This window comes from Nocardia niwae NBRC 108934 = DSM 45340 (assembly GCF_001613465.1).
GTDB lineage: Bacteria > Actinomycetota > Actinomycetes > Mycobacteriales > Mycobacteriaceae > Nocardia > Nocardia niwae.
Window position 1 is genome coordinate 1 of sequence record NZ_BDCK01000054.1, and the last position, 14482, is coordinate 14482.

At 66.4% G+C, this 14482-nt stretch carries 17 protein-coding genes and 1 pseudogene; 9 read left to right on the forward strand and 9 right to left on the reverse strand.

Translation table 11 applies throughout. The features are described from left to right. Nucleotides 1-5 precede the first annotated feature (5 nt). Nucleotides 6-491, reverse strand: coding sequence for a hypothetical protein (locus NNI01S_RS30925; protein WP_063024750.1), 486 nt, complete (start codon nt 489-491; stop codon nt 6-8). A 667-nt stretch (nt 492-1158) separates the two neighbouring features. Here NNI01S_RS30925 and NNI01S_RS30930 point away from each other — a divergent pair. After that, a complete protein-coding gene (locus tag NNI01S_RS30930; protein ID WP_063024815.1) occupies nt 1159-1788 on the forward strand; it encodes a VOC family protein in 630 nt (209 codons plus the stop codon). Nucleotides 1789-1829: 41 nt separating this feature from the next. Beyond that, complete coding sequence (locus NNI01S_RS30935) at nt 1830-2264, forward strand: YdeI/OmpD-associated family protein (RefSeq protein WP_063024752.1); 435 nt, start codon at nt 1830-1832, stop codon at nt 2262-2264. A gap of 36 nt (nt 2265-2300) precedes the next feature. Here the strand turns inward: NNI01S_RS30935 and NNI01S_RS30940 are convergent, their stop codons facing one another. The 6 genes and pseudogenes from NNI01S_RS30940 to NNI01S_RS36625 all read right to left on the reverse strand — a co-directional run bounded on the left by NNI01S_RS30940 (nt 2301) and on the right by NNI01S_RS36625 (nt 5260). Continuing rightward, nucleotides 2301-2624: an IS3 family transposase gene (locus tag NNI01S_RS30940; RefSeq protein WP_169813045.1), complete on the reverse strand. Its 324-nt coding sequence runs from the start codon at nt 2622-2624 to the stop codon at nt 2301-2303. A 2-nt stretch (nt 2625-2626) separates the two neighbouring features. Next, nucleotides 2627-2848: a transposase gene (locus NNI01S_RS30945; RefSeq protein ID WP_084489431.1), complete on the reverse strand. Its 222-nt coding sequence runs from the start codon at nt 2846-2848 to the stop codon at nt 2627-2629. A gap of 380 nt (nt 2849-3228) precedes the next feature. Continuing rightward, entirely contained in the window at nt 3229-3567 is a 339-nt protein-coding gene (locus tag NNI01S_RS30950; protein ID WP_063024756.1) for a hypothetical protein, read from the reverse strand. 92 nt (nt 3568-3659) lie between these two features. Then, the gene (locus NNI01S_RS30955) at nt 3660-4208 is read right to left on the reverse strand and encodes a hypothetical protein (RefSeq protein ID WP_063024758.1); all 549 of its coding nucleotides are present in this window, start codon (nt 4206-4208) and stop codon (nt 3660-3662) included. A 288-nt stretch (nt 4209-4496) separates the two neighbouring features. Then, nucleotides 4497-4754: pseudogene (locus NNI01S_RS35015) on the reverse strand (allene oxide cyclase barrel-like domain-containing protein); the annotation flags it as partial. A 44-nt stretch (nt 4755-4798) separates the two neighbouring features. After that, nucleotides 4799-5260 carry a hypothetical protein gene (locus NNI01S_RS36625; RefSeq protein WP_084489432.1) on the reverse strand — a complete coding sequence of 154 codons (462 nt, stop codon included), beginning with the start codon at nt 5258-5260 and terminating at the stop codon, nt 4799-4801. Between NNI01S_RS36625 and NNI01S_RS36630 the strand changes: the two genes are divergently transcribed. From NNI01S_RS36630 to NNI01S_RS30980, 5 genes are all read left to right on the forward strand, one after another. Then, nucleotides 5191-5457: a helix-turn-helix domain-containing protein gene (locus NNI01S_RS36630; RefSeq protein WP_084489436.1), complete on the forward strand. Its 267-nt coding sequence runs from the start codon at nt 5191-5193 to the stop codon at nt 5455-5457. The genes NNI01S_RS36625 and NNI01S_RS36630 overlap by 70 nt on opposite strands. A 61-nt stretch (nt 5458-5518) precedes the next feature. After that, on the forward strand, nt 5519-6325 hold the full coding sequence (locus tag NNI01S_RS33155; RefSeq protein ID WP_218019285.1) for a GAF domain-containing protein: 807 nt from the start codon (nt 5519-5521) through the stop codon (nt 6323-6325). A 552-nt stretch (nt 6326-6877) separates the two neighbouring features. After that, a complete protein-coding gene (locus NNI01S_RS30970) occupies nt 6878-7963 on the forward strand; it encodes a fatty acid desaturase family protein (RefSeq protein WP_063024762.1) in 1086 nt (361 codons plus the stop codon). Between the two features lie 371 nt (nt 7964-8334). After that, entirely contained in the window at nt 8335-9276 is a 942-nt protein-coding gene (gene sigJ / locus NNI01S_RS30975) for an RNA polymerase sigma factor SigJ (RefSeq protein ID WP_063024816.1), read from the forward strand. An 81-nt stretch (nt 9277-9357) separates the two neighbouring features. Further along, nucleotides 9358-10545: an NAD(P)/FAD-dependent oxidoreductase gene (locus tag NNI01S_RS30980; protein ID WP_063024764.1), complete on the forward strand. Its 1188-nt coding sequence runs from the start codon at nt 9358-9360 to the stop codon at nt 10543-10545. A 176-nt stretch (nt 10546-10721) separates the two neighbouring features. Here NNI01S_RS30980 and NNI01S_RS30985 read toward each other — a convergent pair whose 3' ends face one another. Beyond that, nucleotides 10722-11945, reverse strand: coding sequence for an FAD-dependent monooxygenase (locus NNI01S_RS30985; protein ID WP_063024766.1), 1224 nt, complete (start codon nt 11943-11945; stop codon nt 10722-10724). A 571-nt stretch (nt 11946-12516) separates the two neighbouring features. Between NNI01S_RS30985 and NNI01S_RS30990 the strand changes: the two genes are divergently transcribed. Further along, nucleotides 12517-13287 carry an alpha/beta fold hydrolase gene (locus NNI01S_RS30990; RefSeq protein WP_245676439.1) on the forward strand — a complete coding sequence of 257 codons (771 nt, stop codon included), beginning with the start codon at nt 12517-12519 and terminating at the stop codon, nt 13285-13287. A 125-nt stretch (nt 13288-13412) separates the two neighbouring features. On the opposite strand, the gene NNI01S_RS30995 is transcribed toward NNI01S_RS30990, so the two are convergent. Continuing rightward, on the reverse strand, nt 13413-14285 hold the full coding sequence (locus NNI01S_RS30995; RefSeq protein WP_281180708.1) for a D-alanyl-D-alanine carboxypeptidase family protein: 873 nt from the start codon (nt 14283-14285) through the stop codon (nt 13413-13415). On the opposite strand from NNI01S_RS30995, the gene NNI01S_RS35540 reads away from it, so the two are divergent. Further along, nucleotides 14220-14408: a hypothetical protein gene (locus NNI01S_RS35540; RefSeq protein WP_169813044.1), complete on the forward strand. Its 189-nt coding sequence runs from the start codon at nt 14220-14222 to the stop codon at nt 14406-14408. The two genes, NNI01S_RS30995 and NNI01S_RS35540, sit on opposite strands and share 66 nt — an antisense overlap. The last annotated feature ends 74 nt before the right edge of the window (nt 14409-14482 follow it).

Here is a 14482-nt window from a genome sequence, read left to right on the forward strand (position 1 = left end):
GAGGACTATTCCTGAGTCAGAGTCAGGCTCCGGTTTTCGGTGGTGTCGTTATGGATCTCGACCTGGCTCATGTCCTCGGCGTCAGGCGGCAGGTAGGCGAACGCGGCGGTGATCTCGACCGCACGGCCATCGTAGTAATACGTCATGAGTTCAATGCCGTCGCCGTCGTGAGCATCTGCGCGATTCGGGCCCTCGCCGTAGTCGTAGCCCAATGGCACCCTGACCTTCGTCTGCCGAGATTCGCCGTCACAGGTCACCCGATCCAGCGCCTCGTCTTTCATACGGACGGGTTGGCCTTCCGGGCTTGTGAACCGTTCGGACTCGACCTTGACCCACAGGGCGTTGGCCTGGCCGGGTTCGCAGACGTAGGTGATCTCGGCGACGACCCACCAGCTGTAGTCGCCGTGTGCGTCTGGGAACGCTCTCCCGATCCATATGCTGGTCGTTGCGCTGGCCGGTCCGGCTGCGTTGACCAGTACGGCGGCGGTCAACGCGAGTATCGAAGCGAAAAGTCTTCCACGAACCACTATGTGTGCCTTTCGGTGTCGGCAGGTGGTGGGACAGATCCGTCGAGCAGACCGCAGCCTAGACCACGCCACACAGCAGTTATGCTTAAGCCCTATGAATAGTTCTGTAGGGATGCTGGACACCTGAAACCCAGGCAGAACGAGAGACCGGTCCGCGGTAACTGCTCGCGTGACTTTTCTGCCCGAACCCCCGCATACAGCTCGACCTTCGACTGACGAGGCGACAGCTGCTCACTTCCACCAGGACCGGACCCGAGACCAAGCACACCGATCCTCGCACCGCAACCAAGATCACGACGTCAAAATTCGCCGGTACGAACATTTCCCGACCCCGACTGACGCCAACATCCACCGATGAGTGACGTCACAGATGGCCGATAGAACCAGGCAGCGTTCACGCGAGCGCCTGCGATCTACGTATGGGTCAGCACGACACCCGTGAGATCGCGGCCTCGCAGATCCGATTCCCAGGAGCGACGTCATTTCCATGCGCACGACCCGAAGGTCTTCTGCTCGGTCATGGAGACAGGGCCGCCGCGGTCCACCAACAAACCACCTACTGAATTCTCCGTGGTGGGTTCCGTGGTCGGCACGGATGGCGCCGGGGTGGCCCGTTCCTATCGTTATGGACATGGAAATCACCACGAAGACCAGCACCGACATCACCATCGAACTCGAAGTGGCCGACCCCCGAGCCGCCGCCGCGATCTACGAGTCCGCCTTCGGGCTCGGTGACCGGATCGGGTTCCGCGCCTCGCTGACCCCCAGCACCGGATTCCGCGGATTCCTGCTGTCGCTGGTCGTCTCCCAGCCCTCCGCGGTCGACAGCCTCGTCATCACCGCCGTCGCAGCCGGGTTCAGCATCGTCAAACCGGCCAAGAAGAGCCTGTGGGGATACGGCGCGGTCCTGCAAGCACCCGAAGGCACGATCTGGAAGGTCGACACCTCCAACAAGAAGGACGTCGGGCCGTTCACTCGCGAGATCGACAACCTGGTATTGCTGCTCGGCGTGGCAGATGTCAAGGCCAGCAAGCAGTTCTACGTCGATCGCGGGTTCACGGTCGCGAAGAGCTTCGGCGGCAAGTACGCCGAGTTCGCCAACCCGGGTTCGCCGGTGACCCTGGCGATGTATCCGCGCAAGGCCGCCGCCAAGGACGCCGGGATGTCGCCGGAAGGCAGCGGATCGCACCGCATCGTGATGGACAGCGGCCTTGGTTCGTTCACCGACCCGGACGGGTTCACGTGGGAAACCACGGCCTGAGCCCACAAGTTGACCAGCGGCAGAACAGCAGGAGAAGGCTCATGAAGTTCCGGACCCACGTCGAACCGCCCGAGCCCATGCGTGGCCTGGAAGTTCCGCCCGAGGTGGTGGCCGCGCTCGGCGAGGGCGCGCGGCCACCGGTGACGATCACGATCAACGGGCATTCCTGGAAGAGCCGGGTCGCCCTCATGCGCGGTCGCTACCTGCTCGGCCTCAGCAACGACAACCGGCAGGCCGCGGGTGTCGAGATCGGCGAGGAAATCGAGGTCGAGGTCGAACTCGACACCGAGCCTCGTGTCGTCGTCGAACCACCGGACTTCGCCGAAGCTCTGGACGCCGACCCCGTCGCCCGCGCCGCCTACGACGACCTTGCCTACAGCCGCAAGCGCGAGCACGTGCACGCCATCGAGAGCGCGAAGAAGCCCGACACGCGTCAACGGCGCATCGAGAAGGCCATCGCCACCTTGCAAGGCTGAAATTCGGTAGCGATATCCGCCGACTGTCTACACGGGTCAGAGGAACGCCACCAGTGCCAGTAACTGAATCCGCTTCCGACCCGACGGCACCCAACACCCGCACCGATCCCCCCGCTCCACCCGTTTGCGGCCGACCGGGATGCCGCGCCGTGCCAGCATCGCGTGCACGCGGGGAGAGCCGTAAGTGCCGCCGGAGCTGGTATGGATATCGACGATCTCGGCCAGCAACGCCTCGTCGGCGATCTGCCGCGCCGAAGGCTGTTGCAGACGTTTGCACCACCAGTAATAGGTTGACGAGGCGATACCCAGCACCCGCAATACGAGCTCGACCGGGTGCCGGCTGTCCTTCACAAACCGCACGATCACCTCCGGGTCTGGCCGAGCTCCGAGGCGAAATACGCACTCGCAGACCGCAGGATGTCGTTCACACGCTCCAATTCGGCCACCTGTTTACGCAGCCGCTTGTTTTCCTCGGCCAGATCAGCGGACGCCGGTTCCGGTCGCTGGCCGGTATCGGCCTGGCGGATCCAGTTCCGCAGCGTCTCGTGATGCACCCCGAGCTGCTGGGCGAGCTTACGGATCAAGTCGGTTTCGGGTCCGACTCCAGATACAAGCGAACCGCTCGAGCCTTCAACTCGTCCGGATACTTCTACTTATCTCGTAACGGTTCGCGTTCCAGTCTGTCTTCGCATCCTCGCGAACGATGGCGGTCAGCTCGTGTGCGATAGCCCGCATCGTCTCATCTGCATGGCTAGGCGCGCCGACTCATTGGAGCCCAGGGCGTCTAAGAAGGCCAGTTCGCTGTCGGTGAGCCCGGTCTTTTCTCCACAGGTGCTACCTACTCGCGAAATTATCTGTGGTGGCTTATCGCCAGTCCCGCGGACTTGGACCCTTAAGGGCGGGGGATACGTCCGTCCCCGCTGGCGACCAGGGGTCCCGGCCAAGCCAGGACCCCTGGTCACGGCTACTGGAACGAACTCACGTTGTTCACCTGGTTCCCCCGCAAGTCCCCATGGAAGTGTGCCCAGACTGTGCCGGTGGCGCACTCGTACACCTCTGAAGCCCAGGAAGCCCACAAGAAGAATACGTGGCTACCGTCATCGAACTGGCCACTGGTGTCACCGGGCGGAATCACGATCACCCTCAGGCGGGCCCCATCTCGGCCGTTTGCTACCACGGCGGCGACGGGGCTGTCCGAGTCGTTGTGCAACTTGTACCAGCCGATCGAGGCACGTTCGGTCGCCTCCGACGCGACGGACATCGGATACTGCTCGACCTCGAGATCTTGCTCAGCTTTGGTCATTCGCTTCCTCCTTCGATTGTGCGCTCGTCACACAAGGAGCCGGTGGCGCGAACCCGCACAGGCACACCCGAGCCCACGCCCAGCTGCCAGTATCACCCCACGATCTGGCTCCACCCGTCCACGAGGTGACGCATCAAGTCGCTGAAGAATCCGTTCACCTGACCTGCCTGCTGGGGCGTGTGCGACATCAGCGATTGAAGGAAGTCGAACTCCTTTGTCAGCAGGTTGAGCTGCAGGTTGGTGACCGCTTCGAATACGGAAACGATCACCCCTTGCCAGTCGGGGTGCTGGCTGCCGAGGCTTCTGAGTGCTGCCTTGGTCGAGTCCTGCAGCTGGATGAACTGGGTTTGGGCGCTTTCCATCAGTTGATTGATCAGGTCCTCGAATTGTTCGCCTGAGATGTCACCGGCGAGGACGCGCTGAGCGTACGCGTACGCGGCGTCGTCGGTGTGGCGCAGCTGCTCCAACATGCCGGTCTCGGCCGGTTGAACGGCGTCTTTGACCTCCTGCGGAACATTCGCCGTTCTGACCTCGGGGATGAGAGTGGAGGACTCCACCGAAACTGTGCCGTCGCCGGCGCTGTGGCCCTGGGCGATGGTGTCGAGCAGAGTGGAGAATTCCTGTGGATCGGTTCTGGTCATTTCCCCTCCAACGAGATCGTGCACTGCCTGGCAGTCGATGACACGAACCCGGCCAGATCACGCAACAGTCCCCGGAGCCGTGTCGCGGTGAGCCGGTCGAACGGGTCAGTGCACACGGCAGACCCGCCCAGTGGCTCCCCACCTCTACGCGGCGCTCAACCACAAGGTTATGAGCACCTCTGGGAGGCAGGGATCACCTATTCCGGATGAAACCCGCGGGAATGTCGAGAACCGATCGGTTCCAACATCGCAAGCGGTTGCTACTGGACCAAGCAGCTCGCCGGGACGTCAGTTGAGGTGAACGGTCAGGTTGGTGCTCGTCTCGGAGATGACCTCGACGTGGATGTAGCCGCGGGCTGCTTTGTAGCTGCCGGTGCCTCCAGTGATCGCGATGTCGTACTCGGCCTTGCTGGGCGTGCCGGGATCTACCACCATGCCCTGACCCGTCATCTGCCCATCGGGTAGCCACAGGGTGGCTTGGCAACTCACTTCCACCGATCCGTTCGATACGGACACGACCGTGCAGACAACGCTGTGAAGGCCGACGTTCTGCCCGTTCGTGGGACCAGTCGTCGGTGGAGATCAGCACGTCACCTGGATCGAGGCGGCCATTGCCGGGCGTGATCGACCGGGGTCCGGCTCGTTTCGTCCGCGACCAGTTCAATCAGCTTCTTCGCCATGACCGGATGATCCCCACTGCGACGGCTGATTCCGAGAAGAGCAAACCGAATCAGCAGTGGGTATTGAGAATCGATCGGTTCTCCAACACCATCCCTCCGGCGGTGTGTCCAGGTGCTCAGGTCAGCCGATCCGCGCACCGGGCGCCTCGGCTCGGCGCGATCGCGGGTGGCTTCATCGGCCGGGGGATGTCCGGCCAGGATCCGGTTCAGCTCGACGCGTATCGGGGCTGTGGGGCTTGCCCGCCCGCGGTGGGTAGTTCGGTGAGGATCCGCCCGGCCAGTTCGCGTAGTCGCACGTTGGTGTGTTGCGAAGCAGGACCGCAGCAGCGCGAACGCTTGCTGTTCACCGATCCCGTACACCAGCATCAACATCCCTTTGGCCTGCTCGATCCCCCCGCGGCCGGGCCCTGAAACTGTCGAAAGCCCGCCAGGTGCACCTGCTCGAACTGCACGCCGCCGGCGAGCACACCATCGCCGAGCTGGCGGAGCTGTTCGAGGTGTCGCGCCCGACGGTGTACCGAGTCCTCGACCGCGCCGGCATCACGGCAGCCACAGCGGATGCGGCATGACCGCCGCAACCACGTACCCTATCCCGGCCTGAACACCCCCATGGGAAGCGAGCACCACACCGTGTCGATCACCGCTGACAGAACCGCCCTCACCGACCCCGCCCGGCTAGCCGCGGTACGCCGTTACGAGATCCTCGACGCTCCAACCGACGGCCAGTTCGACACCATCGCGGCGACCGCCGCAGCGGTGTGTGGCACCCCGATCTCCACGGTCAGCATCGTCGACGCCGACCGGGTCTGGTTCGCCGCGGCCAAGGGACTGGATGATGTCGCGCAGGTCGGCACGGAACCGGGACTGTGCGCGTCGGCGTTCTGCGCCGAGGGCCCGTACGTGGTCAACGACGCGGTCACGGATCCGCGCACCCTCGATCATCCGTTGGTACGTGGTGAGCTGGGGCTGCGGTTCTACGCCGCCGCCCCGATCGTCACCGCCGACGGGCACCACCTCGGCACCGTTACCGCGATCGACGCCGTGCCTCGGGAGTTGAGCGAGGTGCAGAGGACCGTGCTCGGCTATCTCGCCGACCAGGTCGCGCAGCACCTGGAGCTGCGCCTGGCCACCATCAAGGCGGTACGCGCCGAACGCCAGTTGCGCGACGATGCCGAGCAACGCGCCGCTGCCGCCGCCGAGCTCGCCGCCCAGATACGAGCCGCGGCTGCCGTACAGGCCACCACGCCGCACCCTGAGCACTGCCAGCTCGGCGGCACCGCCGGCTGCACCGCGCCGGCGGAGCTGAAGATCGCCGATTCGTGGGGCGACTCGGCCTGGGGCTGCACCACCCACGTCGAAGAGGCCATCATCAACGTCCGTTCGGTGTTCATCGCCACCGAGGAACTCGGTGGCCTGGCCGCCTACCTCAACCGCTGACCGTCACCACGAACCAACCTCCCGGCCCCCGTGCGGCACCGGCAGCCCGGGTGACCGCCCGCCACGCGCGCACTCGCAGCTACCGGCCTCGTGGTGCACTTGGCGTTTCCCCTGGGCGTCACTGCGGGGCAGCTGAGCGTCTGTTCGATCAGTTCGCGGGTCAGAACTCGCCGCGCGGAGGTGGCACGCGAGGTTCACCCATCTCGCGACGGCAGCGATGAACGGTGGGTCTATCGTCCGGACGGCTGGGAACGGCGGGGCAGCGACACCGCCGCGGGTCGATAACGTCAGTATCGCTCGATCAGCAGCCTGAACGGACGTCCGGACCGGCGACCCGGATGCGTTGCCCGATACCCGGTCAGCCGCCCTCGTCCTCCGTAGACCTCGAATATCACCCCGCAGACCGATTCCATCTCATACCAGAGGGTTACGAATAACGAGAATCCGGCCGATAGCTTCGGGGTATCGAAATCGGCGCCCGGCACCGACGTCGACCGGTGACAGCGTCGATGGACGGAGGTGGCGTCTCCGGCTCAGCTCTCAGGAAGATCTATGACGACACCTGCCTTGGTCCCCGAGTCATCTCCACGGTCGCCGCGGCGCGGCGCCGACGGTGACTACGCCCGTCTGTTGCGCCGGATCTCCGACGCGGGGCTGATGAACCGGCGTCCCGTCTACTACGCCGTCCGGCTCAGCCTTGTCGGGGTCGCGTTCGCAGGCGGCTGGGCGGCGTTCGTCCTCATCGGCGATTCGTGGTGGACGCTGATGGTCGCGGGGTTCATGGCGGTGACGTTCGCGCAGATCGCGCTCGTCATGCACGATGTCGCGCACCGCCAAGTCTTCCGGCTGCGGCAGCCGACGGAGCTTGTGGGGCGACTCGTCGGCAACGCGGGCATCGGCCTGGGCTACGGCTGGTGGCAGGACAAGCACACCCGGCATCACGCCAACCCGAACCACGAGGAACTCGACCCCGATGTCGCGCCCGACATTCTGGTCTGGTCACAGCGGCAGGCGCGGTCCAGCCGCGGTCTGGCTCGTCTCATCGGGAGAGCGCAGGCGTTCCTGTTCTTTCCCTTCCTGCTGCTGGAGGGCTTGAACCTCCATGTGGCCGGTGTCCGTGCGCTCGGAAATCGATCGATCAAGCACCGCGCATGGGAGGGCGCGCTGCTGTTCGTCCACTTCGCCACCTACCTGGCCGCGCTGTTCGCGGTCCTGCCCGCCGACAAAGCCTTCGCGTTCCTCGCTGTCCATCAGGGCCTCTTCGGCCTGTACATGGGCTGTATCTTCGCCCCGAACCACAAGGGCATGCCTACCTCGACCGGCGACGAGCGCCCCGACTACCTCCGCCGCCAGGTACTCACCTCCCGCAACGTGCGGGGTGGCGCGTTGACCGACCTCGTCCTCGGCGGGCTCAACTATCAGATCGAGCACCATCTGTTCCCGAGCATGCCGACGCCGAACCTGCGTCACGCCCAGGTGATCGTCCGCGACTACTGCACCGAAATCGGCGTGCCCTACCACGAAACCGGGCTGATCTCCTCTTACCGCGAGGCGCTGCGACACCTGCACCACGTCGGCGCTCCGCTGCGCGCCTCCGATCGACACCCGGATACGGCAGTGCCCCAGAGCAATCGCTGAACCCGAGCCGGGCATCACGACGCACCGGGCAGGCGGCGGGGTGTTGGGCGTCCGCTCATCGGCAGGCCCGGACGTCGGTCCGAACGATCGCCCCACTCGGTGGCGCGAGCAGTGGACTCGGCGTGTGCGTCGCACCGAGGATCGAACAGTGGCGACGACATCGCGTGCGATCAGCAGGTCGTAGTCAGCTGGACTCGGAATAGCCGCTCGAAACCGGATATTCTCCGAGCGTTGCGCTGAAGCACGAGCTGCTTGTCGGGGAGTGCGAGTTCCCGGTCGCGGCCAGCACCTGCGCGAGGCCCATGAACAGGCCCGGCCAGGGAACTGTTCCCGCTGGACACGACCGGTGCGCATGGCCGACTATGACCAACATGTTGCTCACGCGCGAGGCTGATCTGTTCGAAAGCTCCAGGGGCCGCCTGGAAGCGATCGCCTACCGCTTGCTGGGCTCGGCCAGCGACGCCGAAGACGTGGTGCAGGAGACGTATCTGCGCTGGCAGGCCGCCGACCGCGCCTACGTGGAGAACCACGAGGCGTGGCTGACCAAGGTGCTCACCAATCTCTGCCTCAACCAGCTCACCTCCGCCCGCGCGCGCCGGGAAACCTATGTGGGGCAATGGCTTCCGGAGCCGGTGCTGGCGGGCGACCGGATGTTGGGCCCGGCCGACACCGTCGAACAGCGTGAATCGGTGTCGATCGCCATGCTCACGCTCATGGAACGGCTCACCGCCAAGGAACGCGTGGTGTACGTACTGCGCGAGGCCTTCGGCTACGCACACCACGAGATCGCCGACCTGCTCGACCTCACCGAATCCAATTGCCAGCAGATCTATCGCCGCGCCAAACAGCACTTGGCCGTGGAACGGGCGCGCATCGAGGTGGACGAGACCGCCGCCCGCCGGATCGTGGAGGAATTCCTGGCCGCGGCGGTCAGCGGCCGAACCGACGAGCTGGTGCGGTTACTCACCGATGACGCCACCATCATCGGTGACGGTGGCGCCTACTTCCCCACCTTGAACAGGCCGCTCGTGGGCGCCGAACGCATCGCGATGTTCGTGCGGCTCGCTATCAAACCTTCGGGCGCCAAGTGGGACAAGCTCGGCGGCAAGCCCACGCCGTTCGCCGCGATCGTCAATGGCAGGCCCGCACTGGTCCTGGTGGCCCAGGATCGCATCGTCGGCGTCGTGGTGCTGGAGGTGACCGCAGACGGCATCGCCGCCATGCACGCCCACGTCAACCCCGACAAGCTGGCGTTCGCCACTCGACAGTGGGCCACCTACACACCGGGAGCACCGCTGCCCGATTTGTGGTGACGCAAGTCACAGTCTGCTCCTGTCAGCATTCGTGCGGCTGTCCGGTTCGAGTTACGAACCCACCGAGACAGGAGCAACACCATGAAGCACCGCATCGTCGTCCTCGGAGCCGGGTACGCCGGAGCCACCGCCGCCGGCCGCCTGGCCAAGCGACTGCACCGCGACGACGTCGAGATCACCCTCGTCAACGCCGATCCCGACTTCGTCGAACGGGTGCGCCTGCACCAGCTCGCCACCGGGCAGGACCTGCCGGTTCGTCCACTGCGCAAGATGTTCGCCGGCACCGGCGTGGAGGTGCGCATCGCACGGGTCGATTCGCTCGACGCGGACCGCAAGACGGTCGAACTGATCGGCGACCAGGGGACCGAGACCCTCGCCTACGACACACTCGTCTACGCCCTGGGCAGTACCGTCGCCGATTTCGGCGTGCCCGGCGTTGTCGAGCACGCCCACCATGTGGCGAGCAAGCACGCCGCGCTGCGACTGCGGGAACGCCTGAGCCAACTGCGGGCGGGCGAGACCGTGCTGATCGTGGGCGGCGGCCTGACCAGTATCGAGATCGCCACCGAGATCGCCGAGACGCGCCCGGATCTGCGGGTCGCGATGGCCGCGCGCGGTGGCGTCGGCGACTGGCTCGACGAGAAGGCGCAGAGCCACCTGCGCGGCGCGTTCGAACGCTTCGGTATCACCGTCCACGAGCACGCCGACGTCGTCAGGGTCACCGAAGACGGCGTGGCCACCCGATCGGGAGCGGAGATCCTCGCGCAGATGACCGTCTGGACAGCGGGCTTCGCCGTGCACCCGATCGCGGCCGCCAGCACGCTCACCGTTTCCGAGGCCGGGCGGATCGTCGTCGACGCTACCCAGCGCTCGGTCTCGCATCCGGAGGTCTACGCCGTCGGCGATGCCGCGCACGCCGCGGGAGTGGGCGGCGCGACGTTGCGCATGGGCTGCGCCACCGCCTCCCCGATGGCCTGGCTGGGTGCCGATGCCATCGCCGCTCGGCTGACCGGACGTGCAGTTCCCGATGCCCCCATCGGCTACAACAGCCAATGCATCAGCCTCGGCCGCCGCGATGCCATCGTGCAGAAGGTGACCAAGGAGGATCAGCCGACCTCCAAGGTCGACGTGGGTCGCAAGGCCGCCCGCGTGAAGGAGCTGATCTGCTCGGCCGCGGCTTGGTCCGTGAGGCACCCGACCCTGTTGGCGCCGAGCCGACGTCGCCGGGTCGTCGCGACCGGCGCGGGGGCTCCGGTCGCGACGGTCTGAGCGCGTGCGGAACCGGCCCGGGTCCGCTCCGGCCGGACGGGCTGGGGCGGACCGGGATACGGCAGACGAGGTGGGGTCGCTTGTAGGGCATCTCCCAGTGCAGCGCGGTATGCGGCATGACCGGATCGTTGAGCGGTGTACCGCAACGTCGTCCCTCTCGACACGTCAGGTGACGCCTACGGCTTGGCCGACGAGGTGATCGGGGGTCCGGCCGGGACCCCCGAGTCCGGCACTCCCGCGTAGTCGGGCAGCTCGACGCCGCTGAGCGCGCGTTCGATCAGCTCGGCGAACCATTCGCCTGCGAAATCGGGGCTCGGCTCGGCCTCCGGCGCGGGAACGGCGAGGCTACGCGCGTGCAACCGGCCGATCTCCTGGTTCGCCTCGACGAACGAGCGCATCCGCCGCTCGTATCCGGCGAACCCGGCCTCCGCGTCCCATCCGGCGGCGGCCAGCTCTCCGGCCAGCAGGTAGGCGCCGACCAGGGCCAGCCCGGTGCCCTGCCCGGACATCGGCGACGAGCTGAACGCCGCGTCCCCGAGCAGCCCCACCCGTCCGCTCGACCAGCGATCCATCACCACCTGGGCGACCTGGTCGAGGTAGAAGTCCGGAGCGTCGTCCAGGTGCGCGAGGATGCGCGGGGTCAACCAGCCCATCCCGGCCATCCGCTCGCGCAGCAGGCGCTTCTGCGCGGCGACGTCGCGGTAGTCGACGTCGAAGTCCCCCGCGGAGAAGGAGAACATGGCCATCGCCCGGGTGGCGTCCTGGATGGGCCGCAGGCCCGCGGAACGCCCGGACTCCTGGTAGTCGATCAACCAGCGATCCAGCCCGAACTCGTTGGGCACGCTGTAGAAAGCCAGCACGAGACCGAGATGGCGGATGAACCGCTCACGCGGCCCGAAGACCATCGCTCGCAGCGCCGAGTGCAGCCCGTCCGCCCCGACCACCAGGTCGAAGCGCCGCCGATCGCCGCCCGCGAAGACCACGTCGACCCCGTCGGCGTCCTGGGTGAGTTCGGCGATCCGGTCGCCGAAGACGTACTCGACATCGTCGCGGGTGTCGTCGTAGAGCACCTGGGACAAGTCCCCGCGCAGGATCTCTATCTCCGAGATGTATCCGTCGCCGCCGTCGTCGTCCGCGCGATGGGTCTCCAGCACGTTCCCGTCCGCGTCCACGGTGTGCGCGCCTGCGGTCTCGGTGCGGGCCGCGCGCACCGGCGCGTCCAGCCCCATCCGCCGGATGACCTCCTTGGTCACGCCGCGCGCGTCCACCGCCTGCCCACCGGGCCGCAATTCGGGGGCCCGCTCCACCACGGTCACCTCGGCTCCCCGCCGACGCAGCCAGTGCGCCAGCGCGGGCCCCGCGATACTCGCCCCCGCCACCAAGACCCTGGTCCTGCTCACTGCGCCCCCTGCTCACGCGGCCGGATCACGACCCGGATCGTTTGCTCCTGCGCGAGGTCCTCGACGCTCATCATTGCCTCCCTGTGTTCCCGCCCGCGCTGGAACGGTCCCTGCGCAGGCCCACCGCTATCGGTGTATCCAGCGGTAACGACGGCGGATCCGCCCAGAATTCATCGGTGCAACCCTTCCCCGATTCGCCACGCCCCGTCCAGCGCACGACGAATATGTGAACGGTGACCCGTCCCGCGCCAGCACACACGCAACCGTCGGATCGGGTAGATACTCACGGTGACCAGACGTTTCCCCGTTGCCCATGTCTGCGAATCCCCCGGCGGCGTGAATCCGCGAAGGCATTTTCCGGATCAACGAATCCGGCAGAAATTCCCGACGTGCCGGACTACGTCGCTGTCGTGGACGGCCAGGCTCGGTCGTCAATGGTGAGCCACGGTTCGGTGGCTGCGGAGGCGGGGGGTGTGCCGGTGAATTCGCGGATGTCGCGGTGGAGGTGGGATTGGCAGCCGCGAACGCTGACATTTCTTCAATACGCGACCCGCTGTCGTGCCCGAACGTGGTGACGTCCAATCGATCGAAGGAGCAACCGTGGACGAAACCATTGCTGCTGCACGGGCTGGGAGCCTCGACCGCCTACTGGGATCCGGTGCTGCCCGCCTTGCGGGACCAGTACGTCGTGCGCATCGACCTGCTCGGCCACGGCAAGTCCGATAAACCCGACAGCGGCTACAGCACCTCCGAACAGGCGAGCCGGGTCGGGGCCGTACTCGACCGGCTGGGCGTGCGCCGGGCGGTGGTCGTCGGACATTCTTCCGGCGGCTACGTGGCCACCTCGCTGGCCGAACAGCGCGACGACCTGGTGTCGGCGATCATGCTGATCGACTCCGGCCCCCGCTTGGACGCCGTCACCGGCAGCGGTGCGATCGGCGACCTGCTGTTCGTTCCGGCGATCGGGCAGCCGCTGTGGCCGCTGCTCCCGGACTTCGTCCTCCGGCAAGCCATGAGCTCCGCGTTCACCCGGGACGTGCAGATCCCCGACCAGTTCGTCGCCGACCTGCGTGGCATGACCTACCGCAGTCTCACCGCGACCTCCACCGCATCGGACGACTACCTGCGGGAACGGACCGAACCGGACCGGCTCACCGACCTCGGGGTGCCGGCCATGGTGCTCTACGGCGCGCAGGACAAGCGTTGGCAGCCGGACTCGTTCGAGGACTATCGCCGCGTCCCCGGCATTCGGATCGAGCGCCTGCACTGTGGCCACACGCCCATGGTCGAAGATCCCGGCAGCACCGGCGCACTCATCCGCGACTTCGCCGGTCAGCACTGAATTCCGGCGGACGACCGGTTTCCGGCGGCGGAAAGTGCAGGTGCCGCCGCGGAGGATGCGACGAACTGACGGTATACGCCGATCAGGTCCTCCGCGGCGGCGTCCCCTGCCTGCCGCCTTCGGCGCTAACCGATCGGCAGCGCGCTCAGGATCGGGTCATAGGCCCAGTTCAACATGCGCTCGGCGTCGTCCTTCGCGGCGAGGTCGCTGTCGGATGCGCTGTGCAGGACCACACCGATCAGCGGTATTCCGGCCCGCACCGTCTCGAACAGCAGGCAGGTTCCCGCGGCGTCGGCCCATCCGGTCTTGATGCCGATAGTGCCGGGATAGTCGCGCAGCAGCCGGTTCGTGGTCTGCCACAGGTGAGCGCGGTTGCCCGGTCCGGCGGGGACGTGATAGCTGTGCGATCTGACGACGTCACGGAACACCGGGTGGCTCATCGCGCGCAGAGCGAGGGCCACCAGGTCCGCCGGCGTGGAGTAGGTGGAGTGGTCGGTGGGGGCTGGCAGTCCGCTGGGATCGGTGAAATGTGTTCCTGCCAGGCCCATGTGACGCGCGGTGTCGTTCATTCCGGCGATGAAGCCGTCTTGACCGGGGCCGTAGGACTCGGCAAGGGCATAGGCGGCGTCACAGCCGGACGGCAGCATCAGCGCGTACAGGAGTTGCCGCGCGGTGAGCACCTCGCCGGGGACCAGGCCTGCGTTGCTTCCGTCGTACCTGGCGCAATAGCCGATGGCCTCTTGCGGCACGGTGACGGCCCGGTCGAGGTCGCCGGAGTCGAGCACGACCAGAGCCGTCATCACCTTTGTGATGCTGGCTATCGGGAACGGCGTGTTCGGCTGTCGCGACCACAGCATCGTGCCGGTGATTCCGTCTGCCAGCGCTGCTCCCGACGCCTGCACCCCGTCCGGCTCAGATGTCGGCCACGGCAGATGAATATGGGCTTCACTCGCGGCGGGGGCGGCCGCGACTCCCTGACCGACTACCACGACCAGCACTGCGGCAACGGCCGCCTGCAACAATCGGGCAAATATCCGCATCGCCACAGTCTGCCGTGCGGATTCAGTAATCAATGGGATTTTGTCAAGCAATCACTGCACCACTTCGGCAACAGCATCTAACTAGCAAACTCTCATACTCCGGCGTCCTCGCGCGCGACCGCCCGCTGTGCGGCATGGCCGCCCCGCCCACTCGT